This is a genomic window from Bradyrhizobium sp. IC3195, from assembly GCF_020193585.1.
GTDB classification, from domain to species: Bacteria; Pseudomonadota; Alphaproteobacteria; order Rhizobiales; family Xanthobacteraceae; genus Bradyrhizobium; species Bradyrhizobium yuanmingense.
In genome coordinates, this window is record NZ_JADYVG010000002.1 from 159,624 (window position 1) to 184,686 (window position 25,063).

Here is a 25,063-nt window from a genome sequence, read left to right on the forward strand (position 1 = left end):
GCCTGGAAGACTTGTGTAGGTCAATGGGGCACGTCAGAGCCGCACTTTCACGCTTGGCTCAGGCGTCCCGCCAGCGCAGCCCAGGCATGATTCCGGCCGCTCAGTCAGGCCCCCGGGCGGCCAATCGTCGCCCACAGCCGGCTGTCGCTCGGCATCTGCATGCGGACCCAGCCGTATGGCACTTGCGACCAGGACTTGATCTCGGGCGTCAGATTATCGAGGACCAGATCGCCGCTCCTGGCGCGCACCACCAGCACAAGGTGATGATCTCCAGAACTGGTGACCACCTCGCTCAATAACAGGACCCGCGCGGGCCAACCGCGTTGCAGCAGTTCGTGACGCTTGCTCACGGCGTAGTCGTTGCAATCACCGCGATCCGGGTTAACGATCCACACCTCGCCTGCAAGGCCGAGTTCATTCGGCTGCGGAGCAATGGCACGGTTCACGGCGCGATTGACTGCCTTCAGCTCAGCCGATCGCTCCTTTGTCAACCGGACCGGCCCGCCACGGAAGAAGCGCCGCGGGCGACATTCGGCCTCATAGCGCAGGCAAAACACCGTGTAAGTGAGGGGTGGAAGGGTCGGGCGCCCCCGTTCGATGTGCACAAGGTCAGCTTGGGGTGCTCGCGGCCCGGTCGACAATGACGCACGCGCCCATTGAACGCCTCCAATCATGGCAGCTACGGCTGCCGCGATAACTGGGCCCGAGGTTCGCTGCATCTGCCGATCCCGCTCCGAACGCCAAACCGTCGGGTCCGCCGCCAGCGTGGCCACGCGAGACCACGATTTTAATACCATATTTCAATATTAATTCTATTTAATTTAATTGCAATATATACATGTTAAATAGCGCGACGATCGCTATGGGAGGGGCGAGGAGCTTCGCCCGGTTCTGGCTACTCTCGATGCAAAGCGCGAAAGGCGCAGCACGAACGAACGTGCTCCGTGCCCAGCGTCAGACGACGATTTACCGCTCCTACGTGATTTTATTGTTGATTTAATTTGGGACCGGAGCCAAACCGTCTACCAGAGCATCCTCGGGCAGGACCGATTTCATATGCCAGTTGAGCTACTCGTCATTCTGGGAGCTGAAGCTTCAATACTTGGCTACGTGGCCGCGATGACCTTGCACACCAAGCGAATGGACGTGCTCAACGGACGATCGTTCGAGCAACCCATAGTCTCACCCGAGCGCAACAAGCACCTTCCATGGTCGCTCCCTCGAAAGGCGCGCGATCTATTGCGGTTGAGCAGGAGGTGGCGCGATCTCATCGCGTACGTCCCACCGGATCTCTTGCGGCACGTCGATATCACCAGAATGCGTCGGCGGATTCTTCGAGCCAGACTGCGGACGCCGTTCCGATCGAGACGAGCTTCCGCCGTCCCCGCAAGCCCGCGGCCGATGGTTCCGGCCCGCCCGTGCTTTCAGAGGCTAGTCGCAAAACCGGCGCCCAAGGGCGCCGGCTCTGACTCCATGCAGTCGAGCACAGCAATCTAGCGCCTGGTCAGCGCTCCTTGAACGCACGCTCCGCCTGATCGTGCAGCGGCTTGAGCAGGTAGGAAAGCGCCGTCCGACCGGCTGTCTTGATGAAGACCTCGACGGGCATGCCGGGCAGCAGCTTGGCCGACCCGAGTTTCGCGAGCTCTTCCGGCTTCAGCAGGACGCGGCCCGTGTAGTAGCTCGTGCCGGCACGCTGATCTTGCGTAATGTCTGCCGCGACCATGCTGACCTCCCCGTCGATTTCGGGCGTGGTCTTCTGATTGAACGCTGCGAACCGTATCGTCGCGGTCTGCCCCAGATACACCTGATCGATATCGCGCGGTGCGATCTTGACGTCAATCGCAAGCTGATCCGCATCGGGCACGATCAGCATGATCTGTTCGCCGGGAGAGATCACACCGCCAACGGTGTGGACGCTCAGCTCGTGGACGCGGCCGGATTGCGGCGCTCTGATATCGACTCGGTTCAACTGATCGACCGCCGCAGTCTTGCGCTCGCCCAGCTCGGAGAGTTTCGATCGCGTTTCGATCAGGTCCTTGCCGACCTCCGTCCGCAGATCCTGGTCGATCTGAATGATCTGCAGTCCGATTTCGGAGATCTTGCCTTTCGACTGAGCAATCATTCCTGCGAGCTGGCTGCGTTCGCCTTCGATGCGGGCGGAGTCGCGCTCGAGGGAATTGAGGCGCGTGATCGGCACCAGATTCTTCTGCCAGAGGCTGCGCACGCCCTCCAGCTCCTGGCGGATGAATTCGACTTCCTTCTGCTTGGCCTCGGTCTGCCCCATATAGCCCTTGATCTCGTTCTCCAGCTGCGCGCTCTTCTCCTGCAACTGCGCTTTTTGGCCGCTCCTCGCCTGACGACGCAGGTCGAACAGCTTCCGCTCCGCGGCGATCGCACGATTCGCCTCGGAGTTGCTCTCCTTGGCCCGGTCGAGCAGCACCTTGGGAAACACGACCTGCTCGGCACCATCGCGCTCCGTTTCGAGGCGAGCCTGCCGCGCCAGCAGCTCATCGATGCTGTTCGTGACGATCGTCGCATTGGCGAGCGTCTGCGTCTCGTCGAGGCGGATCAAGACGTCGCCTGCATTGACTCGATCGCCCTGGCGCACGCGCAATTCACCCACGATCCCGCCTGTGGCGTGCTGAACCTTCTTGACGCTCGAATCCACCACGACCACGCCCTGAGCGATGACCGCGCCCGACAACTGGGAAGTCGCCGCCCAGCCGCCGACCCCGAAGGTCACCAAGGCGAACAGGATCATACCGACGATCATGTAACGCTGGATGGACTGCAACGCCGGCGCTACCTGACCGTTCATCGGCCGCCTCCTTGAGCTTCCGCGACGACCTTCAGCGGCACCGGATTCCGCAGCACTCTCTTGAGAACCTCCTCTCGCTTGCCGAAGGACTGAACTCTGCCTTCGCCGAGGCACAAGACATGGTCCACACCTTCCAGCGCCTTCGGCCGATGAGCGACAACGGCCACAATCCCTCCGCGGCGTCGCACGTTCATGATCGCCTCGGTCAGGGCCTCCTCGCCCTCCGCATCGAGATTGGAAGAGGGTTCATCAAGCACGACCAGGAAAGGTTTGCCGTAAAAGGCGCGCGCAAGCCCGATACGCTGCCGCTGCCCCGCCGACAGCGCCAGCCCTCCCTCGCCGATCTTCGTGCTGTACCCGTCCGGCAGTGAGAGGATGAGGTCATGCGCGCCCGCGGCATGGGCGGCTTCCAGAACAGCGGCGGCGGTCGCGTTCGGGTCGAAGCGCGCAATGTTCATCGCAATGCTGCCGTCGAACAATTCTACATCCTGCGGCAGATAACCGATGTGCTTGCCGAGGGCGTCCGAAGACCAGTGATCGAGGGCGGCGTTGTCGAGCCGGATCCTGCCGCGAATGCAGGGCCACACCCCAACCAGCGTACGCGCCAGCGTCGACTTGCCGGATCCGCTCGGACCGATAATTCCGACCGCCTGCCCACTCCGCAGCTGGAATGACACTTCGCTGAGAGTAGGCCTTTCGGAGTTCGGAGCACCGATAGAGACGCTCTCGACGCTCAGGGTTTCGACAGGGGCAGGCAATGCCAACCGCTCCTCCTCCTGAGGAAGAAGTTTCAGCAAGCAATCGAGCCGTTGTCCCGATTGTCGCGCCGCGACGAACCCCTTCCAGTTCGCAATTGCCATCTCGACTGGCGCAAGGGCCCTCGCGGTAAGGATGGATCCCGCAATGATGATGCCGGCCGTTGATTCCTGGTTGATGACGAGAACGGCGCCAACGGCAAGAACCAGCGATTGCAAGATCGCGCGGAAAATCTTCGAGGCACCACCGAGTCCGTTTGCGACATCGCTAGCCCGTTCGTGGGCTGAGAGGTACTTCGCGTTGACATCCCGCCAACGCAAGGCCGCTTGTTGCCGCATACCCATGGCCTGCAGAACTTCGGCATTGCGCCGTCCCTCGAGCGCGAGCGCAGTTCGCGAAACGGCGAGACGCGAGCTCGCCTTAGCCGGACCTCGGGTGCGCGTTTCCGTGAGGATCGTAATGCCGACCAGCACCACCGCACCAACCAGCGCAGTGACACCAATCCAGAAGTGAAAGAGGAAGCAGACGCCGAGATAGATCGGCATCCAGGGCAGATCGAACAGCGCCGTCGGCCCTCCGCTCGACAGGAAACTGCGGACCTGATCGAGGTCCCGCACCGGCTGCAGGCCGTCGCCATCCGCTCTGGTCTTCAAAGGCAGGCGAACAAGGGCGTCGAATATGCGGATGCCGAGACTTTCATCGAAATACCGACCGACCCGGGCGCTGATCCGGCTCCTGACCAGATCAAGCCCGCCCTGGAACAGGTAAAGCACCGTCGCCAGAGTCAACAGGGCGACCAGAGTCGGTATGCTGCGTCCAGGCAGCACCCGATCATAGACTTGCAGCATGAAGAACGAACCGGTGAGCATGAGTAGATTGCTCATGCCGCTGAAGGCCGCGAGTGCCCAGAAAATCCGGCGGCAAGACCGCAGGAAAGCCGACAACTCTGACTGCGACTCGTCATAGTGATCCACTGGCCGGGGTCGACCAGCGAATATCCGTTGCCGCAGTGCTTCGATCAGACGCTTTGCCCAGCCGATCAGTTGCGACGTCTGCAGCCGAGTGTTTTCCGCAGACTGCCGCCCGGCCGTCCAGAGCCCTGATAGTTGAAGAAGTGGAGTTCGATAGAGATTCGCGGGCGGGGGGAATCCCCCCCGCCGTCCAAAGTCGATCATGGCTTTCTGCCCTTGAACCATGCATTGGAAGATCCCCCAGGAGATCCCCAAGGCAGTTGTTGAAGACTGTCTGTGTGGATGCCGTCCCCTACGCGAAGTGGAAGTCGTTACTGGTCAACGCGCCGAGCTTGGTGTTCTTCAGCGTGAGGGTATCGCTCCCCGTCGCGATCACGACATCGGTGCCCGATTGCGTCGCGTGGGAGAGAACGCTCGCAAAACTGTCGAACACACTCTTGCTGAACTCGATCGTGTCGTGAGCAGGTCCGCGGGCGACGAAGCCCTTGATGGTGTCGTTGCCGAAGTCTGCGCCAAACACGAAAGTATCGGCCTGGCTGCTGCCAACGAACGTGTCATTGCCGGACGTGCTCGTCAGGGTCGTGTTGCCCGGCGAAGCGACGAACGTACTGCCCGATGTACCAGCGGAGACGGTGGGCGAGGTCGTCATGGTGGAAGACCCGATCTGCCCGTCACCGTTGAGATCCTGGTGGAAGTTCGTCTCGAGCGACTTAAGGCCAGAGTCCGTACCCGACACCGAGCCACCCGATGTCGAGCCGGTCAGGCTGCTAACATGGGAAACGTAGTTGCCGTCATTGTCGGTGTTCCAGGCCGTGTACTGACCGGTGCTCGCCTCCTTCCAGGCAACCTGATAGCCGGTTGCCGTCTTCTCAGCAGCAATGGGAGCCCAGGTGCCATCTGACCCATCGACGAAATCGGCACCGCTGTACTTCAGCGAGGGTCCCGTTCCGCTGCTGCTGTTTAGGTAGAACTTGTCGCCACTCTCAACGAGACGCGTAGCACCAGCCGACTCGATTACAGTGCCAGCTGTCGGGGACGTCGGTGTGGTAGGCGATGTCGGGGCGGACGGCGCCGAGGTGCCGCTTATGCTGGCCGTGAAAGCAGCGGACGCCCCGCCGGTGTTGCCTGCTGCGTCCGTTGCAGTCGCGGTAATGCTGTGCGAACCAGCCGCAAGTGCGCTGCTGGTATAGCTCCACGCGCCGGTGCTGTTGGTCGTCGCGGTCCCGATCTGGTTCGTGCCGTCGAACACGGTCACGACGCTGCTCGCTTCGGCGCTGCCCGACATCACCACCTGATCGGCGGTGTTCACCGTATGGTTGGCAATCGTCGGCGCAGTCGGAGCCTTGGTATCGATGGTGATTGCCAACGCAGACGACGCCACGCTGGTCTGGCCCGACGAGCTGGTCGCCGTTGCGGTCAGCGTATGTTTGGCGTCGGTCAGGACCTTGGTGATGTAGTCCCAACTGCCGCCCGAGTCCGCAGTCGTCGAACCAATCTGGGTCGTACCGTCGTAGATCTTGACCGTGCTGCCGGCAGCCGCCGTGCCCTTGAGCTCGATGCTATTGTCGTTGGTAATCTTGTCGCCGGCGACGCCGCTATCGCTCGAGAACGAGCCAATCACAGGCGCTGTCGGAGCAGCTGGGCTGCCCGATGCGCTGTCGGAATTTGCCGATGTATTAAGCACGGCAGCCAGAGCGGCCCCGTCATTGACATTCCCGGTGTAGGTGGGAGACGTCCCATTAAAATTCGTGATCCCAAATCCGCCCGACCCCATATGGTTGTTGGTAATTGAAACGCCAGAGATGGAGCCCCTGTTGAATTGCCCGTCGACGTAGATTGTGTAGCCACCGCCGACCAGAAGATTGTTGTCGACCTGAATATTCGAGATTGATCCAAAGTAGTTATCGATCATCACAGCTGACGTTTGATCGTGATCATTGATGATCGTGTTGTGGCTGATCACCACATTCGATTGGCCGCCGTCGATTTGAATGCCGTCGTAATGCGGTACACCTGTCGAGTTGTCGGATGCACGCAGTCCATGGATATAGTTGCCCTGAATAACGGAATCGCTGCCAGCGTGGATACCATCCTCAACATTGAAAATATTGTTGTTCAGGAAGGTGCCAGATCCGTGAATTCCAACGGACCCTTCATTTCCGGTACCAACACCATCGATCGTGCAATTCTGGATAGTGCCGCCAGTGCTCGCAAGGTCGATAGTGTAGAAGGATGACGACGTCACCTTGCAGTCCAGCAACGTCACATCAGGAGCGGTGATTCTCACGCTTCCATGAATATCGAGACCACTGACCACCGCTCCTGGTGTGTCGATGACAAGATCGCCGTAATATGGAGTAAGCGTTACTCCGGCAGATACACCGGTGTTCGTTGCATCAGGCCATCCAGTCGAAGGGGTAGTTGTAGCCAATATCATTCTCCTTTGTAGTGCGTTCACACGGATTTCGATCGTCGCCCGAACTCTTAAAGATCTTTGACGCCCTCGAACGAACGATCACAAGCCAGTCGCCTCCATCGTGGTAGCGATGACGCGCGCAAAATGGTCGATCAGGAGCGGCTTTTTTTGGACGATACCGGGGCTTGGCTGAGGCCATTTATGTTAGTCCCCCGTCAAGTTCGTCCCTCTGCAAAAAACTCTCTCAGCAGGAGCATATTAAATCTGGCAATTTGAACTCAGGCATCGATAGTTGCACAATCATTTCCGCATCGTTTCCACGAACCGTTCAACGAGTTCTTCGAACGCTGCGTTTGACGTCGCAATCCTTTGTACGATCAAACTACAGGTAAATCAGATCGCAGACCGTTGGCATCGGCGAGTCAACCGAAATTTGGCGGCCAGCAAGTCACTTAGAAGGCACAGGCTCGCCTAATCGTCGGCATGACGTGGACGTGCGAATCCCCACTTGGATCACTATCGCGATCCCGCGCTTTTGCGGACATCGGTCTACCCGGTGCGGCCCCACTGCCGAAAGACTTAAATCGCGTTTTGACATGCACAGGAATATTAAATCTGATATTGAAAACAAAAATGCCGAGTCCCGCGCAGCCGATGGCGCGTGAACCGGTCTTGCCGTCACAATCACTCCATCTAATCGCCGTCTGCAGGCGCTGGTGCGGGATCGCAACACGCCGCGCACGCTGGTCCGGTGACCAGGACGGAGGCGCCACTAACGAGATCGGCCGGCCCGGTAAGTCCTAGACCCGCTCCCGGGATCGACAGGATCGGAACGGCCGCTCGGGCATCCCCGTGCCTCGCGCAGATGGCTTCCGGGTAGCTCAGCGAGGGCCCAATTAACCGCAACCATGATGCGAAGGAGATTGGCTCGAGTGCAAGCTTGGTAAAGCCGGTCGCCAGATGGGTAGCAACCGAATTGCCTCCGGCAATACAAACTCTCGAACGATCCCGACTAGATCTGGAGAGCTGCATGACTTGGTGGGCTTTAGGCGATCTCGCAGCATGATGCCATCGAGCTCTGTATCGACGAGAAGAGCCAAATGCCCACCTGCGGGACCGATGCTCGCGCAGCACTCGGTTCGCTTGCCCGTAACTCTGCGCATCGTCGTGTTCAGCGGCCGCTCCGCTGCAAGTTCGCCTTCAATTGCCTCAGCTTCAGTTCTCGAACGTCATTGCACCTGATCAGCTGCCGCATGATCCCTCTGATCACCGTCAACACTCGCGACAGCTGCCATGCTCGATCCCAATCAGGCCTTTTCCGACCGTTGCGTTCTCCAGTAGAAACGCCGTCGCTGCGCTCCGTCGGCCCAAGCCGGAGCATCGACTGAAGTCAGCGACAAGGCCGGCACGGCTTCGCCGAAGCGATGCAACGAGGGCAGTAGCCGGACTCGATCCACTATTCTACTTGCGCCATGATACCTGGAGCTCATGGGTGACGAGCTCTTCCAGACTATATTCTTGCAGGTGTCCCCTTTCCTGCAGCGATTGCGCTATCGCTAGCAAGGTATGTGCCTGAGGTTGGCTTAGTTTCACAATAGGGTTGGGCAGGCAAGCATCAACGCATTGACGCCACTCGGAAAGACGCATCTTGTTCAACCATGCGTTTCCGCTTACCCGCTGGCACTCTGCTGGCCTAAGGTGAGCCCAATAGGGGATGCTACTACGGTCACCGCTATACAAGCGAGGATCCAGAGATCCTGTTTCGCTAGTATACAGTTGCACGGTAAAATATCCGACGCCGCCCGGCACGAGGACTCGGTTCATCTCGTGCAATGCCAGATTTACATCCGGCACACATTGTAGAACTGAGGAACAGTACACAAAGTCGAAACTATGAGACGGAAAGCCCATGGCGGCAACATCCATCTGGTACACTGGAATGTCCTCAGCCCCTCGACCCAACTCCTGATGTAGCGCACGCGCATACATGGCGTCCAAACGAAGCGCTTTGCGGGCGAGGGTTTTCACGGTTCGGTAAGCGCCGTTTACCCGCCACATCGTAAGAAAGCCTCGTGGAGACCACCCTTTCGCGACAACATCGAGGTCAATACCAATGACCCGATTCCTGCGAGCCAACCAAGCCGACTGAATCTGCTGCTGGCCGGTGCCGACGTCGAGGACCGTCAAGTCGGTCAGAGCTAGATCATACCGCGATCGGATCGTGTCCTCTACGGCGTCCATTATCTCGATGACCTGCTTCACTCTGGTCACCGCATTGGTCGCATGCCAATCATATAGACTTCTTGCCTCCCACAGCTTGGTCATCATGGGAGTGTTGCTGGTATAGGATCTCAATGCGCGCACGTTCTAATTCCCTACTGGAAATTTTTTCGCCTCTAAGAGATGCAGGGACCAAGCTCAGTGGCAAAAACGATTTGTTGTGCCGGACGTCTCCTAACAATTTAGTGGAGCGCTCTCCATCCTCTGGCAGCGAGGAGCGCGGCCTTGAGTGAGTTGAGCATCTCGGTCACTGGCGCACTGTATCAGACTTGAGTTAGCAACCAACACATCAGAGCACTTCTAACAGCTGGCCGGACAACCCCGCTGCTGCAGCCGCCACCCTAGCCGCGACATCGACTTCTTTATCACACCTCGGCGCCCCATTAATTAAAACCAGTGGCTTGCGCGATTATTTAATTCAGCATATAATAGTTTATGACATGACATTTAAACCGGAACGGCGCCTGCCCACGGCGGGACAGGGCGGCGGTTGCATGGATCGGCACAACTAACGGATAACCAAGATGGTTCGCTCCACTGCCGCCGAGATCGGTGGTTACGAGAAGGCGGCATCCAGCAGTTTCAGGCTCGCGCGTTTTTCTCTTTTCGTTGATTTGGTCGCTTCGATTCCAAAGATAGATCGGCCACTACGTATTCTCGATGTGGGCGGCGTGGAAGTTTATTGGAAGGATAAACGACACCTGATCCCCCGCCACATCGAAATTACCTCCGTTAACCTAACCAGCGAGCCATTCGTTAAGCCCGGATTCATTTCGCTGCGGGCTAATGCATGCCACATGCCCGAGTTTGCCGACAACAGTTTCGACGTAGTTCATTCGAACTCGGTCATCGAGCACGTGGGCCAATGGTCCAGCATGATGGCGATGGCCAGCGAGATACGAAGGATTGCTCCAAGTTATTTCGTGCAAACACCCTATTTTTGGTTTCCGATCGAGCCTCATGCACGAACACCGTTTCTGCATTGGCTTCCAGAATCGCTCAAAGTTAGACTTGTGATGGGTCGGAAGTGCGGGCCGTATTGGTCCAAAGCCGCCACGGTCGATGAAGCAATGAGAACAATACAGAGCTCGTCGCTGCTCGACAGAAGCATGTTCTCTGCTCTCTTCCCTGATGCTGAAATCATACCAGAAAAGGTACTTGGACTGACCAAGTCGCTTATGGCCATTCGAAAAGTACATCCTAAGCGTTAGCGCAGGTGTCCGATGCTTAAAAGTGATCGACAAGGATGACGCCATGGCGCTGATCGACTTTAAGAAAGCTTTGCGAACCGTCCAGGTACAGTTCCCCGCTCTTGTTGAAGCGAAGTTCGCTATTTATGAGCACTTCTTCCGATCGACAGGAATACTCTACAAATCAGATTATGGCGGCTTGCGTCACTTCGATCTTGCAGGAAAACTAATTTTGGATGTCGGAGCCAATCGCGGCCAAAGCATCAGGGCCTTCAAGAATGCTGTGAAGTCTCCGAAGATTATTGCGTTTGAGCCAAATGCGCAGTTGGCCGCCGATCTCGTGAAGCGGCATATTGAAGACGATGACGTTGCAGTTCTGGGCGTGGCATTGTGTGAGACAGAACGGGAAATTGCTTTGCACGTGCCATACTACAATGGCTTCATGCTTGATGGGCTAGCTTCACTCAAGCTCGAGGAAGCAAGGGATTGGCCAAGCGCAGAGCGGCTCTATTTTTTCAATCCACGCAAGATTGCGATAAAAACATATCGCGTGCAAGGCAGAACGCTTGATTCGTTCGGGTTTCAGCCAGCGCTCATGAAGTTGAATATCCAACGATCTGAGATAGAGGCACTGATGGGGGCGGCGGAAACCTTGAAATCTTATCGACCGATAATAATGTCCGCCTGGCCGTGGCCAGCACTCATCGATTATTTGGCCAGCTGGGGCTATATGTATTACGGATATGTTGGCGGGCGGTTCATTCCAGGCCGTCGTAGGGACGTGAACTGGTTTCTTCTCGACGAGCACAAATTGAAGGTTTCCCACCTGCTCTCCGCGTGACCAATAATTATCCAGTCCTCGAAGATCCGAGCCTCGGTGCGCATCCAGGGCCAGCGCTATCGGTGTAGGGATCGCGCCAGCGCAGCACCGTCGTTGACGTTACCGGTATAAATAGGTTTAGTTCTGTTAAAAGCCGTGGTCCCAAATCGGCCCGGTCCCATATGGTTGTTGGTGATTGAGACACCCGAGATCGAACCGCCATCGAACTGACCATCGACGTAGATTGTATAGCCGCCGCCGACAAGAAGATTGTTGTCGACCCGAATATTTGAAATCGCCCCATGCCAGTTGTCGATCATCACAGCCGATGTTTGGTTGTGGTCGTTGATGACCGTGTTGTGACTGATCGTCACATTCGATCGGCCGCCATCAATCTGAATGCCATCGTAATGCGGCGCGCCCGACGCTAGCAATCCGTGGATGTAATTACCTCGAACTATGGAATTGCTGTCGGGGTGGATACCGTCCTCGACGTTGAAAATATTGTTGTTCAGGAATGTGCCAGATCCGTGGATTCCAACCGAGCCATCATTTCCCGTGCCGGTGCCATCGATAGTGCAATTCTGGACAGTGCCGCCAGCGCTCTTAAGGCCAACAGTGTAGAAGGACGAAGAGGTCACCTTAGAGTTCATCAACGTCACATTTGGAGCGTTGATCCTCACGCTTCCATGAATATCAAGACCACTGATCACCATTCCTGGTGTGTTGATGACCAGATCGCCATGATGGGGCGTAAGAACGAGACCGGCCGGAACGCCCGTATTCGTCGCGTCCGGAAATCCGACGTTCGATGCGGGCATTCCCACTTCTTGCGCCAGTCCCACGCGCGGAACACCGAGCACCACGCTACTCAACCCCAATGCCGCAAGACACGTTATTACGTAGTTGCGATCCATTACGATTTGCCTCGCGAAAGACGTCGTCTCGACGGTAGCTTGGGCTCACACGTTACTGCAGCCAATATGTGATTAGCAGGGTCTTATGCAGCATTTAACTGCCGGCATCACTCGGAGCGAGCGGTTTCAAGTCACGTCGAAATCAAAATGCAGTTCGCGTGCTTTGAGGTCAGGCCGATCGAGCGCCGGATGTAGTGTGGACGCGCGGAACTGGGCTTTATAGCGAATTCGTGACGCGCGAAAGACTAACCGGAGCGGATTACGCGTCAACGGAAGAATGACTGTCGGCCACGGCAGTAGGGGCGCCCATTTGCGAACCATGAACTTATAGGCGGACACGTAGTTGCGATCTAAGCGCACCACGGGCTTTGCGTTGTGGATGACGGGCAAATCCACAATATACGATTTCATACCAGCCTTTCGCGCGTTAAGAACAATGTCAGTGCCGTAAAGGTGGAAAGACGGCAGGGTCGGGTCAAACGACACACGCGAGGCGCGGCGTACAATCAGGACCACTTCGTCGAGACTTACGGCTTCCTGAGGAGCATCGAACGGCGCGCCGCACACTCTGCCAAGGGCGGAATCCCACAAATGTCCAGCTAACGAACCTTCGGCGGATACACCAAACAACCCAGCAACAGCCCAGTTCGGATCAATCGACGCCAGTCGTTCGCAAATGGACAGCAGTCTAAGAAACCAGCCACTGGGAAAATAGACGTCTTGGTGAGCGAAGACCAAAATGTGAGAGTCAGCGGTGCCGATTGCATCATGATAGGCGCGAGACGCCGCCATGGCTCCTCGGAGGACGGTGATTGACACAATTCCAGAAGCAAGATCGGGCGAGCGCAGCAGGTCGCGCTGAAGAGTGCTGTCGTTGTTCGATACACAATAAAGATGGATAGAATTCTTCATATCACCGCCTTTACGAAAAAAGTAGGACACTTTGCTCTTCGAAAGAGAGAGCATTGGAAGAATGCTCAAGGCGAAAGTAAAGTCGCCTTCAAACCAGCGTAAACTTCAACGCACGACCTGAACTTCACGCGCCCGCACGGCTCTCCCCCGGGAACCTCGCTTCTACGACTTGGATGCACGCGGACTTAGACCTGACGACGCAACATTACGTCGATGCCAACGACTCTTCGCAACGGGAGAAACTGGCTCAGCAACCTGCTGGCCGCGACGCGCCGATTGACGCTCGTAAAGTGACGCGCGAATCCCAGCGCACAGCCCCCAAAATATCCAGGTGTAATTCCAGAAATGAACCGTCAATCCAACAACGAGATAGGTTACGAGTACGAGCGTGAAACCGGTGCGAATCTGATCTTCATAATCATCGTCCGCACAGGGGTGCCGACCTGTCAGAACGAATGTCGCTAACGTCGTCAAACACAAGAGAGCGATCGCCGGAATCCCGAAACGAAGCGACATCACCAGCCAGATCGAATCAACGGTATTGTCCAAAACTTGATCGTTGAACTCGATAACGCCGAATCCAAAGATCGGCGACAGTGCGATTTGCGCCGTCGCAATATCCCAGATCATAATGCGATAATAGCCACTCTCTGGATCTAGGGTCATATGGCTAACCAGCCAGCCCACGGGGTTGTTGGATAGAAGAAAGACGAGCGCAATGAATACACTGCACATCGCGCCCAGCAGCTGCCACCGCCAATAATATCTCTTCAATAAGCAATCGTAAGCGTAAATAGTGATGACAAGGATTAGGCTAAGGTATGCCGCGGATGATAGCGACGCTATGCATCCAAGCGAACACAGGCCCACAAACAGGAGGCGTTGCGCCGCGCTCCGCTCTGAGTAGAGAAATATGGTAGCCGCAAGGGCACAGAATACTCCAAAGAGTATTGGATGGTCCAGAGTTGCCGTCGCCCGTATCCAACCCTCCCTATACTGCGGGTTGATGCTTTGAAGGTGAAGGGCATTCGTAACTATGTCATGAACGAGAAAGCGCCCCGACAGAGTGTCGGCGAAACCAAGGCCCACCAAGGTTATCGTGACGACCTTGAGAGCACCAACGAAATTCTCGAGAGCTGGCCGGCCCAGGAAGTAAGCGCGTCCGACGACATAGCTCCCGAACAACTCTAATGCCTCCGCTCCCGCCGGGGACAACGTGGAGGCAGAATAACCTGCGTAAATCATCCATGCTGCGGTGACGAATATCAACAAATCGGAGATCACAGGACGCCGCTCTTTTCGAAGCAGGACGGTCAGCGCGGCTGGCAGCAACAGAACGATGAGCAGACGCGCTGGCGTGAACCTCGCGTCGGCAATATAAATGGCCAGCTCGAATGGAAGCAGGGCGCCGATCAACGCCAGCCACGCCGGAATCCGGCGGGAGCGTCCTACTTCCGAGCTCGGCGCAAAGCCGGGAATGCTGCGCGCGCGCAGTGCCGTCATGGATCAATGACCAAACAGGGGCTGTACGCACGATGCGCATAGGAATTGCTGAGATCGTCTTCCATAGCCGGATCCATCCCCAGACCTCTCCGTTGACTAACTGCGAAATTCGGAGTAGCGGATTGGCGGCCCCGTCTCACCCTTCAAGCCGGCAATCGTGCCGTGGAATGCGGCGATGGCTTGCCGCGGAGCTTGCCTAAGCAAATACCTGACGGCATACAAGAACATGACCACGACGCAGATGGGTAGCGTCAGCGGAAAGTGCTTTCTCACGAAACGGACGGCATTTCGGTGCTGCAGGTATACTGAGAACCTCGGCACATGTAACGGGCTCATGGCCGATCCGGTTGTCGTCCCTCGCTTGTGCGTTACGATTGAAGCGCTGGCATATCCCAAACCGTACCTCTTGGCCCGCACACCCCAATCCAAATCCTCCGAGAACAGGAAGTAGCTTTCATCCATTGGTCCAATCTTCTCAATGCATTCTCGGGTCACGTACATGGACGCGCCAGACGGACAATCCATGGCCGCCTCAATCGCGCGCAGGTCACACGCTGCACTAGCAGGCTCTCCAAATCCGATCATTACTGATCTGGTCGCCCATTTTTGCCAATGGATTCCTCCCCGGCAGCTAATTTTGTCGGGCTGATTAACGTCTAGAATTGTGCTTCCGACCATTCCCTTATTTCCGGCCCGCGCGCGCTGCGCCAATTCGGCGAGGGCATTCGCCTCGGGCTGCGTATCCGGGTTCAGAATCCATACCCCCTTCCAGGAAGGAAGCTTTTGTAGTTGTTTAAGCCAAGCGTTGACCCCCCCTGCATAGCCAAAATTTTCTGCCGCACAGGCGACCCACACGCTAGCTGACCGGCCGCGCAGTCGTAGTCCTCGGACTTCCACGCAACGCTCGCACTCCGGCGCTACGAATTCGCGCTCGTTAGATTCTTCGCAAGGGCCGCCCTCACCGAGCAGGGCATTTAAAAGTCGCACAAACGATGGTGTTCCTCCATTCTCGCAAATGAAAATGTCGAAGGAGGGATCCGGCGACGAGTTAGACAGTGCCCATAGACAATCCCTGACGTCTTCGCAATTGCGAAACCCCACGATGATCACGGCGACATCGGCAATCGGCTCGGACAATATGCTCTCCCACATTCTTCGATTTGCCACTTCAATGGACGACTGCCGCAGTCAACTCGCTTTTGCCTTCCCGACGACACTTTTCGCTACAAGGATGGGATCGTCGATTTGGCTATCTTGAAACGATCTCTCGCTGTCGAACTGTTTGAATGATCCTGATTTTCTCATCACAGAGTTCCTCGCGACTCGATCGCCAGCCATGAAGTGCTTAGATCATCAAGACCATTGCATTCCGTGCTTCGCTTCACTGCACACAGCCACAGACGGGCCCTTCATCCACTAGTTCGCCGCCGCACCAAAACAGTTCGCCCACTTCCTCAGCCAGAAGAAAGATGGCCTCACACAGATTCCGCCCGCCGTTCTTGAGCAGTCGCGTCCTGGAATCGCCCAACCGCAGGAACGCTTTGGGCGAGAGCGTCTTCCAGAACCATTTCGAAGCTGCTTACCGCCCGGTCCCACGTGAACTGTCGAACCATCTCGTGTCCTTGGTAAGCCAGTCGGCACCTCAGCTGCTGATCGTTCAGCAAACGAACAAGGTTGGCTGCCAAGCCGTCGGGGTCCTTTGCCGGACTCAGGAGCGCGGTTTCCTCATGCCGTGCATACTCGCGGTGCCCACCTATATCCGTCGCCACTAATGCCGCGCCACATTGCAGAGCCTCGGCCGGCGGGAGCGGCCAGCCTTCCGTCCAGCTGGGGGACAAGAAAATCGCGGCCTTGTTATAAAGCTCCCGCAGCGTGTGCTGAGGCGGATTTTGGTAATACTCGATCCAATCAGGTAGCGTGGTGGGGCGCTGGAACACTCCGAAAACGAACGCCTTCATATCGGGCTGTCGCGCTTTTGCTTGGCGCAACGCGCTCATCCCATCAGAAGATCCTTTCCATTCCGCGCTGTGGTACAGCATTGCAACCGCGTGGGGATCGCGTCTTTCGGGGGCAACGTCTAGACCAAATGTTTGAAAATCGAGGCCGTTCGGTACGTAGCTAGCAGTTTCGCCGTAGTTTGAAGCGATATTTGCAAGCCACCGGGAAATGACCACCTTCTGAAGAGGAAGTTTCCAAGTCGCAATTACCTCTGCCTCGGGGCCAGCCCACGTTTCCAAGTGCTGAATCAGGTAAAGGTGAGCGCCGGGGTAGGTTGCAACCCATCTTGCTGTAGACCAGAAAGTAGCTACCCATGCGTCTGAGGGAGGCATGAAGCGCGCATGCGGCGTCTGAATCCAAAGAAGTTCGACGCTTGGGCTGATCTTGAACCACTTGTCCGGACGATAGTCTCCAGTAACTCTTAGGCGACTGTAACTTAGCCAGTTTCGACCACGACGCAGATAGGAAGAGCGGATCTGCTCAATCTCTTCGGGCCTGACCGTGTATGGATGAACTACCCTCACTTTCCAGCCCCGCTGGGCTAAGCCGTTAGCGTATTCGTAGACAACCTTGAACCCTCCCACCGGAACGGTGCCACACCCTGGCAGCAGAAAGGTCACGGATCTCATTCCGTTCTCCCCGTTAAGATCCAAATGCGCTGATTGGGATTGCCGTTGCTGGGCCGATGCCGTAAGTTCCTTTTGCACAGGCTATCCCGCAACCCCGTGGCTGACTGCAGAGCTCCCAACTCGGTTTGGTGTTCTTGTTCAAGCCATTCCTCTCCGGCAGAGTTGCGGACCAGATTAATGCATAGCGCCACTTTGCTTCCACAACCGGGTTGCTGCCCCACCCACGGCCGACTTGAACCACTTGCGGCCTTCAGGACCGGGGAATTTCAGCAAATGCCAGAGCGGTGGAAAGTACCGCAAACTAGGATCCATCTTCATTGCTTCTCGCATAAGATGAACAGCTTCCTTGCCGCGGCCTCGTCGCAGTAGCCCGATCCCACAACAAAATACGCGCTTGGCCAAAGCACGCCGGGCAATCCGTCGTAAACTAACAGAACCGGATACGCGACCACCGTACTCATCGAAGAAACTGTCGAATGCCGACTGACACTGCCTGTAGTCTGACAGTTTCTCCGAATAGTACGCGTTAGACATCGCGGTTGAATGTCTCCGATAAATTCCTTGAACCTCGCCGATACGGGCGACAGAACCGTTCGCCGCAAAGCGGAGCCACATCTCCATGTCGCCCGTATGCGGCAGCGACGGCCTGTAGTCCCCGACGGATTTTTGCACGCTCGTTCGAGCGATCGCCGTTACCGCCGGTACAAAATTAAACCCTGTGGTGCACATCTCCCCTATCAGATCGTGCCGTTCCCAGGAATAACGCCTTTGAGGCTCAATGATGGGAAGCGGGAGATCGTCAAACCAGAGAATGCATTTCCCGTGAGTAAGAACAACATCCGGGTTCTCGTCCATGATCTCGGTCGCCCGCTTAAGCGCCCCGGGAACCAGGATATCATCCGCGGATAGGAGCAAAAAATAATCCGCAGACGACCAGGCAATACCCTCGTTAAACGTATTAATATGCCCTTCATTCCGCGAATGCGACGTCACCGTCACCCGAGAGTCGTCACGGGCTAGCTTCCTCGCAACCGTAAGCGACTCGTCCGACGATCCGTCATCTATGATCAATACTCGCAGATCGGATACAGACTGGACGAGAATACTCGACACGCTTGCTTCAAGAAACCGACCATAGTTATAGCACGGGACTACAATATCAACTTTTGTCATTTTCTAGTCCATGATCTCGAGCTACCTGGCGCACATCCACTCCACACCTATCGTCGGTCTATCTATCGTCTCAAGAACAGCTGCTTCTGCTGATCCGCGCAGTCCCTGAATGCATTATCGGATGCGATTCAGCTCGGCCTTTAAACAATTCGTCACATGAAGCTGATCTTCCTCTCTGATCTGCGGGAAGACCGGCAGCAGGAGCGAGCGGTCTTGAGCGATTTCAGATTGACGAAGGTCATGACGCTGGTTCGCGCGTTCGTATGGTATCTCCCGGTGCGAGCACATGATTCCGCGGCGCGTCGCAATTCCTTTCTCGAGCAAGTTTTGCATCACCGTACGCTGGTCAAACCGTTCCGGAAGGCGAATGCAGTAACTCTGCCAGTTGGATCTGGCCCAGTGCGGCTCTCCCGGCAGCCGCAGACCTTCGACATTACCCAGCTGTTCGACATATCTGGCTGCGACGGCTCGCCGGCGTGCTATCAATTCCGAGAGACGCTCGAGCTGCTTGCGCCCAATCGCTGCCTGTATGTCCGTCATCCGGTAGTTGTAGCCAAGAACGACGTACTTCTCGAAGATCACGGACGACGAATTGTGCCGCACCGTGTCCGGAACGCTCATGCCGTGCTGGCGCAGGAGCTTGAACTTGCGATCAAGCTCGGCATTCGCGGTGGTGAGCATCCCACCCTCACCCGTGGTGATCACTTTTCGCGGATGAAAGGAGAAACAAGCAATGTCTCCATGCGGCTTTCCGATCGGCTCCCACGCGCCATTCATCCGGATCTGGGATCCGGCGGCGCAGGCCGCGTCTTCGATCACGGCGATGCCGTGGCGGCGCGCTATCGGCAGAAGCGCGGCCATGTCACACGGCATGCCCATCTGATGAACTGCAATGATCGCCCGCGTGCGCTCGGTGATGGCTTCGACCAGCCGAGTGCAATCCAAATTGTACGTTTCGGGATCAATATCGACGAAAACCGGGGTGGCGCCCTGATGTCGGATGACGTTCGCGGTCGCGATGAAGGAATGGCTGACCGTGATCACCTCGTCGCCGGTCCCGATATCCAACGCAGCCAACGCGAGCTGCAGGGCGGTCGTACAATTGGATACGGCACAGGCGTGTGGTGCACCAACTAGAGCGGCGAACTCTCGCTCGAACGCTGCCACCTGGGGCCCTTGCGATACCCAACCTGAAAGCACGACTGCGCGGGCAGCGTCAGCCTCTTCGTCTGTAAGCAGCGGCACGGCGATCGGAATCACGATGCAGCCGCCTGCCGTTGTTGGTCCGACGCGAGCCCGTGCTCTGATCGCCACCATTTCACCAGATCGGCGAGCCCCTGCTCCAACGAAACCGTGGTCCGGAAACCCAACAAACGCTCTGCTTTGCCTGTCGAAGCTAATCGTCGCGGTACCGGATTGACGGAGCGCTCCGGCGCGAACTCGGGTATCAGGCCGCAGCGTCCCATCACGGACGCAAGCGCCATCGCCAGCTCCGTCAGGCTGGTTTCGGTGCCGCTCCCGACGTTGAAAACCTCATCGGTAACCTTTGACCTCGCCGAAAGGATATTCGCCCTTGCGATGTCCCGGACGTGGACGAAGTCCATGGTCTGACGGCCGTCGCCAAAGATAATGGGAGGCAAACCGGCTTCCAGGCGCTCCATCCAGCGGATCAAGACTTCGGTATACCGTCCGTGGATGTCCATTCGGCTGCCATAAACGTTGAAATACCGCAACGCCACATAATCGAGGCCGGATGCATCGTTGAAAGCCCGGAGGAGCCCCTCGTTGAAAGCCTTGGCGACTCCATAGAGAGTTCGATTGTTGTACGGATTCTGCCGCTCTGTCGTCGGAAATTCTTCGGCCATGCCGTAGACGGAGGCCGAGGACGCCGCGATGATCTTTTCAATGTCGTGCTTGATACAAAGCTCTAGCAGGTCGTAGGTGGCGTCCACCATGACCTCCTTCGCCAGGCGCGGTTCGGCCGCACAATGCGTGATGCGGAGCGCGGCCTGGTGAAAGACGATGTCTGCCGACTTGACCAGCGCTTCCATCAGCTTGCGATCCCGAATATCGCCGTGAACCATTCTCACCGGCCCACGCCCAAGCGCCCGACGGAGGTTTTCCGGCCGGCCCCTGATCATGTTGTCCAGGGCGACAATTTCGATGCAACCCTCGTCGCAGAGCAGATCAATGATGTGGGAGCCAATGAATCCTGCCCCGCCGGTGACCAGAACGCGTTTACCCTTGAGATCAATCAAGACGCTCTCCTGCTGTGCGACCATGACATTCCGCTTCGTGGACGCTCGAGATTGCGGACGGCTGCGCTGGGCTGCCAAGCCGCCGCCCTCCCCAGTGTGGCGACAACTTTGTTCGCCCCTTCCGGCGGCATCTCCGGATAGATCGGCAGTGAAAGGAAGTCTTTCGCGAGCATCTCAGTGACCGGGAGATCACCGCCGCGATAGCCAAGTTCTGCATAGGCTCTTTGTAGATGCACCGGAACCGGATAGTGAATCCCGGCGCCAATACCGGCATCCCGCAACAGCTTCAGCGCGTCGTCGCGCCCGGCCATTCTGACCGCATACACGTGATACACATGGCGGGCGTGCCCCGGCGGGTATGGCCGTCCGAATGGGAAATCAGACAGCAAAGCATCGTACCGCTCAGCCAGCGACCGGCGTGCCTCAGTCCAGCGCTCAATGTAGTCAAGCTTGACATTCAGCACGGCGCTCTGAATTTCGTCCATGCGATAATTGTATCCGGCGATGGCATGGTCGTACTTCGCTTCCTGCCCCCAATCCCGCAGCAGCGCCACGCGGCGTGCAAATTCGGGTCGGTCGGTGACGACCGCCCCACCCTCCCCAAACGCTCCGAGATTCTTGCCGGGGTAGAAGCTGAAGCATCCCAGATCGCCAACCGAGCCCGCACGACGTCCGCGGTATTCGGCGCCGTGCGCCTGCGCGGCGTCCTCGATGACCACCAGCCCGTGACGATGCGCAATGGCCATTATCGGATCCATGTCCGCCATCAGCCCGTGGAGGTGAACTGGCAGAATCGCCTTGGTTCGTGGCGTTATCGCGGCTTCGATTAAGCCTGCATCCATGGTCCATGTTACCGGATCAACGTCGACGAATACCGGCCTGGCCCCGCTGTAGAGAATGGCCGCCGTGGTTGCGACGAACGTCATGGATACCGTGATGACTTCGTCGCCGGGCCCGACGCCGGCCGCAAGCAAGGCAAGGTGAAGCGCCGAAGTTCCGGTGTTCACCGCGCGGCAATGGACGGTATTGCAAAAATGCGCAAAGCGTTCCTCGAAGGCTGCGACCTCCGGTCCCAGGACAAACTGCCCACTACTGACGACCCTCGCGACCGCCGCGTCGATTTCCGGCTTGATCTCGCTGTATTGCGCCTTGAGGTCTAGGAAGGGTATCAAGGTTTAACGCCTTGCATGGGACAAGATAATACCTGGCATTTAAATCTCAATTCTGCATTTAATCAAGCATTAAATTCGCTCTTATATATTATTAAGAATCCTGCTGTTCGGGAGGCTTTGCTTAATTGCTCCTCCTGCGCCTATCTCTTCAGGCGAGGACAGAATGCGAGCGGGGACGCCGGCAACAGTGGCCATCGGCGGGATGTCCTTTGTTACAACCGCGCCCGCGCCTACGCAGGCACCCGCACCGATCGTCACACCGCACAGAATGGTGGCGTTGGAGCCGATGGAAGCTCCCCTACCGACGTGAGTGCGCCGTAGCGTCCAGTCCGAGGCTTGTTGAGGACGACCATCCGCGGTTGTCGCCTTTGGATATTTGTCGTTCGTGAACATCACGCCATGACCGATAAACACTTCGTCCTCGATCGTGACGCCTTCGCACACGAAGCTGTGCGACGATATCTTGCAGCGCGCACCGATCTTCGCCCCTGCCTGGATTTCGACGAAGGTTCCGATCTTGCTTTCATCACCAACTGTGCAACCATACAGGTTGACCAAGTCCGGATGCAGGATTTGCACATCGCGACCAAGCTCGGCATCCTTTATTGGCATGTGAGTTTCCCTGTCTGTACAGTCTGGCAAAACCTTTACATTGCTGAGCGAGACGGGTTCAGCCGGGGCGCCATCTCGACGAGACCTGCTGCCGCCTGGCGAAGGTGTTGCAGCAGAGGGTGCTCTGTGAGGATCAGTCCCCATCCCCAGCAGAAGGCGGCGACTACAAGCGCCGTCAGAAGGCCGAGTGAGTCATTGAGAATTCCTGTCTCGATTAACACCACACAGACGGCCACGCCCGAGGCGGTCGCCATCGTGACGACACCGCTCTTCAGAACTGCACGGCCAAACTCGCGCGGCCGCAGCGCAAGATGCCGACTGAGATAGTATATCGCTACCGCCGCCTGGAACGGCAAAGTCAGCAACGCACATGCTGCGACTGCCTCCACGCCAAAGAAGGACGCGCCCAGCAGTGCAAGCAGCGACGGTGGTAGCGAGATGAAGGACGAGACAAGAGCGTCGCGCACACCTCCAACCGCCAGGAACACAGGATAGGTCAAGCACGCAGCAAACAGTGCCATATTTGCGAGGCAGAGAATGCGCACCAAAGGAACGACCTCCAGCCAAGCGTAACCGAGCCAAATCAAAACGATAGGCTTTGCCATAATCGCAATGAATGTGAGGAACGGCCACTGCACTGCGGAAAGTAGCTGGACCCCGTCCAGATATACGCCCTTTAGATCGGCCCCGGTTGCACGCCTCGTCACCATCGCCGGCATGATGACCGGGGTCAGCACCTGCGTGACGAGCCTATCAAATACCTGGGTAAGGGTGGTGGCCCTACTATAGAGACCTACAGCCGCAAAATCGAGAATCTTCGCGAGAAAGAGCTGGGGGGCAAGGTTGTAGAAGATATTGATGACACCGACGCCGCAGGAATAGAGACCGAATCTGAGGACGTCGCGGTATTCGGACAGCGAAGGGCGCAGCACGCCGAAATCACGATAGGAGCTCAACAGCATAGCTGTGAGAACGATGTTCCCCGCCACACCACCCCAGATCGGGGCCATGTAACTGAAGTCCAATACCGCAAGTCCGATCGAAGCCAGCGCAACCGCCATGTTGCTTGCAAGATTGCAGATCGCGAGCGTCCCGAACTGCATGTCGCGGCGAAACAAGGCGATCAACGTTCCGGAGACCGGCAGAAGGAGAAGGTTTAGCGTAGACACCTGGATACCTCGCCTCAGGCTGTCCGGCCCAACGAGTTGCGATACGACATCGGCCGAGACTAGCAGGGTCGGGGCAACTGCCAGCGAGATCGCCCAGGATACAGTGAATGCCGTGCGAATCGTCCCGCGAGACAACTCATGTTTCTGAATCAGGTAGTTCGCCCCTCCAAACTCCTGAAATGCGGCTGCGATAATAGCGGTGAGTGCGTTGACAACCGCAAAGATCCCGAACTCGCTCGGCGTCAGCAGACGCGAGAGCACCGCGGTCGAGACAACGAACAGCACAAAGGTGGCATAACGGTCCACCCCGGAAAACAGGACTGAACGATGCACTGTATTCATCGAGACTCCGTCCCAGGGCTCGGCTGGCCAAACTGCCATGGCCAAGCCGTCAATCAGGCCATGGCCCGAGCCCCCTCCGCTAGGATACGCGGCAATGGCCTGATCGGGATTGGCTTGCCCTGTTTGGCGATCGATCGAGAAGCTGCCTCGAGCACCTCGATCACCCGCAGCCCGGACATGCCACTGGAAATCGGCTGCGTCCCCGTGCGGACGCATTCGACAAAATGCTCGACCTCCGTTTGCAGCGCCTCCTTGGGCGAGATATGCGGAGCCCACATGTCACCAGCTCGATATCCGATCCTGAATTGATGTGCACTCTCGGGAGGCGCGTCGAGCGTAATTCCCTTATCGTAGACCTTAACCTTCTCGGTCGGCTCGAGATCGTCGTAGACGATCATCTTCTTGCTGCCTCCAATGAACGTCTGCCGCACCTTGACGGGTGAGAGCCAGTTGACGCTGACGTGAGCCACGCATGCGTTGGCAAAGAACAAGGTGATATGGGCCATGTTTTCCGGCGAACCGACAACATGGCATGAACCCGTTGCCGAGACCGCAACCGGATCTTGATCGAGGATATGGTGGATGATCGAGATGTCGTGCACCGCCAGATCCCAGATCACATTTACATCTCTTTGAAACAGCCCGAGGCTCGAGCGCATGCTATCGTAATAGTAGATATCTCCGAGCTCTCTCTTCTGCAGGAGCTCACGAATCTTCTGGACCGCCGGCGTGTAGAGAAAGGTGTGATCGACCATCAGCGTCAATCCGCGTTGGTCCGCCTCGTCGATTAAGCGGGACACCAGCTCCGCGCTCGGCGCAAGTGGCTTCTCGACCAACACGTGCTTACCAGCTCTCAACGCCGCCAATGCCAGCTCGTAGTGCGTGTGCACCGGCGTAGCGATGGCGATTGCATCGATCAAGGAGTCCTTCAGCAAATCGTCATATCGAGCGGTGATTGCTACCCCTGGGTACAGCTGCCTGATGGTGGCCAGTCTGCCTGGATCAAGGTCGCTGACGCCGACGACGCGGGCGGCGGGATTGATCGAGAAATTGCGAACGAGATTGGGCCCCCAATAGCCGTAGCCCACGACCCCGATTCCCAGCTGACTATCTCGCATACCGACCTC

General features: G+C 57.2%; 19 protein-coding genes. 2 read left to right on the forward strand and 17 right to left on the reverse strand.

The features are described from left to right. Positions 1–104 precede the first annotated feature (104 nt). From I6F09_RS04390 to I6F09_RS04410, 5 genes are all read right to left on the reverse strand, one after another. Positions 105–797: a transglutaminase-like cysteine peptidase gene (locus tag I6F09_RS04390; RefSeq protein WP_346730106.1), complete on the reverse strand. Its 693-nt coding sequence runs from the start codon at positions 795–797 to the stop codon at positions 105–107. A gap of 707 nt (positions 798–1,504) precedes the next feature. Beyond that, entirely contained in the window at positions 1,505–2,818 is a 1,314-nt protein-coding gene (locus tag I6F09_RS04395) for an HlyD family type I secretion periplasmic adaptor subunit (RefSeq protein ID WP_225187760.1), read from the reverse strand. Continuing rightward, on the reverse strand, positions 2,815–4,749 hold the full coding sequence (locus I6F09_RS04400) for a type I secretion system permease/ATPase (RefSeq protein WP_225187530.1): 1,935 nt from the start codon (positions 4,747–4,749) through the stop codon (positions 2,815–2,817). The genes I6F09_RS04395 and I6F09_RS04400 overlap by 4 nt, the downstream gene beginning before the upstream one ends. An 88-nt stretch (positions 4,750–4,837) precedes the next feature. Continuing rightward, on the reverse strand, positions 4,838–6,976 hold the full coding sequence (locus I6F09_RS04405) for an Ig-like domain-containing protein (RefSeq protein WP_225187531.1): 2,139 nt from the start codon (positions 6,974–6,976) through the stop codon (positions 4,838–4,840). A 1,446-nt stretch (positions 6,977–8,422) separates the two neighbouring features. Next, complete coding sequence (locus tag I6F09_RS04410) at positions 8,423–9,289, reverse strand: class I SAM-dependent methyltransferase (RefSeq protein WP_225187532.1); 867 nt, start codon at positions 9,287–9,289, stop codon at positions 8,423–8,425. Between the two features lie 476 nt (positions 9,290–9,765). Here I6F09_RS04410 and I6F09_RS04415 point away from each other — a divergent pair, with 476 nt between their 5' ends. Both I6F09_RS04415 and I6F09_RS04420 read left to right on the forward strand, forming a co-directional pair. Next, on the forward strand, positions 9,766–10,452 hold the full coding sequence (locus tag I6F09_RS04415; protein WP_225187533.1) for a methyltransferase domain-containing protein: 687 nt from the start codon (positions 9,766–9,768) through the stop codon (positions 10,450–10,452). 43 nt (positions 10,453–10,495) lie between these two features. Further along, the gene (locus I6F09_RS04420) at positions 10,496–11,272 is read left to right on the forward strand and encodes an FkbM family methyltransferase (protein WP_225187534.1); all 777 of its coding nucleotides are present in this window, start codon (positions 10,496–10,498) and stop codon (positions 11,270–11,272) included. 56 nt (positions 11,273–11,328) lie between these two features. Here the strand turns inward: I6F09_RS04420 and I6F09_RS04425 are convergent, their stop codons facing one another. The 12 genes from I6F09_RS04425 to I6F09_RS04480 form a co-directional block, all read right to left on the reverse strand. Next, complete coding sequence (locus I6F09_RS04425) at positions 11,329–12,168, reverse strand: right-handed parallel beta-helix repeat-containing protein (RefSeq protein WP_225187535.1); 840 nt, start codon at positions 12,166–12,168, stop codon at positions 11,329–11,331. Between the two features lie 126 nt (positions 12,169–12,294). Continuing rightward, on the reverse strand, positions 12,295–13,110 hold the full coding sequence (locus I6F09_RS04430; protein WP_225187536.1) for a glycosyltransferase family protein: 816 nt from the start codon (positions 13,108–13,110) through the stop codon (positions 12,295–12,297). Positions 13,111–13,242: 132 nt separating this feature from the next. Then, the gene (locus I6F09_RS04435) at positions 13,243–14,583 is read right to left on the reverse strand and encodes an O-antigen ligase family protein (protein ID WP_225187537.1); all 1,341 of its coding nucleotides are present in this window, start codon (positions 14,581–14,583) and stop codon (positions 13,243–13,245) included. 96 nt (positions 14,584–14,679) lie between these two features. Then, positions 14,680–15,720 carry a glycosyltransferase family 2 protein gene (locus tag I6F09_RS04440; RefSeq protein ID WP_225187538.1) on the reverse strand — a complete coding sequence of 347 codons (1,041 nt, stop codon included), beginning with the start codon at positions 15,718–15,720 and terminating at the stop codon, positions 14,680–14,682. Between the two features lie 338 nt (positions 15,721–16,058). Then, positions 16,059–17,210 carry a glycosyltransferase family 4 protein gene (locus I6F09_RS04445; protein WP_225187539.1) on the reverse strand — a complete coding sequence of 384 codons (1,152 nt, stop codon included), beginning with the start codon at positions 17,208–17,210 and terminating at the stop codon, positions 16,059–16,061. 174 nt (positions 17,211–17,384) lie between these two features. Beyond that, complete coding sequence (locus tag I6F09_RS04450) at positions 17,385–18,383, reverse strand: glycosyltransferase family 2 protein (protein ID WP_225187540.1); 999 nt, start codon at positions 18,381–18,383, stop codon at positions 17,385–17,387. A 114-nt stretch (positions 18,384–18,497) separates the two neighbouring features. Further along, entirely contained in the window at positions 18,498–19,643 is a 1,146-nt protein-coding gene (locus tag I6F09_RS04455) for a DegT/DnrJ/EryC1/StrS family aminotransferase (protein ID WP_225187541.1), read from the reverse strand. Then, a complete protein-coding gene (locus I6F09_RS04460; protein ID WP_225187542.1) occupies positions 19,640–20,641 on the reverse strand; it encodes an NAD-dependent epimerase/dehydratase family protein in 1,002 nt (333 codons plus the stop codon). Before I6F09_RS04460 ends, I6F09_RS04455 begins: the two co-directional genes overlap by 4 nt. Further along, positions 20,638–21,813 (reverse strand): DegT/DnrJ/EryC1/StrS family aminotransferase, encoded by a 1,176-nt coding sequence (locus tag I6F09_RS04465; RefSeq protein ID WP_225187543.1) that lies wholly within the window; start codon positions 21,811–21,813, stop codon positions 20,638–20,640. The genes I6F09_RS04460 and I6F09_RS04465 overlap by 4 nt, the downstream gene beginning before the upstream one ends. 81 nt (positions 21,814–21,894) lie before the next feature. After that, entirely contained in the window at positions 21,895–22,425 is a 531-nt protein-coding gene (locus tag I6F09_RS04470) for an acyltransferase (RefSeq protein WP_225187544.1), read from the reverse strand. A gap of 35 nt (positions 22,426–22,460) precedes the next feature. Beyond that, positions 22,461–23,936, reverse strand: a complete 1,476-nt coding sequence (locus tag I6F09_RS04475) for an oligosaccharide flippase family protein (RefSeq protein WP_225187545.1) — start codon at positions 23,934–23,936, stop codon at positions 22,461–22,463. A gap of 53 nt (positions 23,937–23,989) precedes the next feature. Further along, positions 23,990–25,054, reverse strand: coding sequence for a Gfo/Idh/MocA family oxidoreductase (locus I6F09_RS04480; RefSeq protein ID WP_225187546.1), 1,065 nt, complete (start codon positions 25,052–25,054; stop codon positions 23,990–23,992). Between the last annotated feature and the right edge of the window lie 9 nt (positions 25,055–25,063).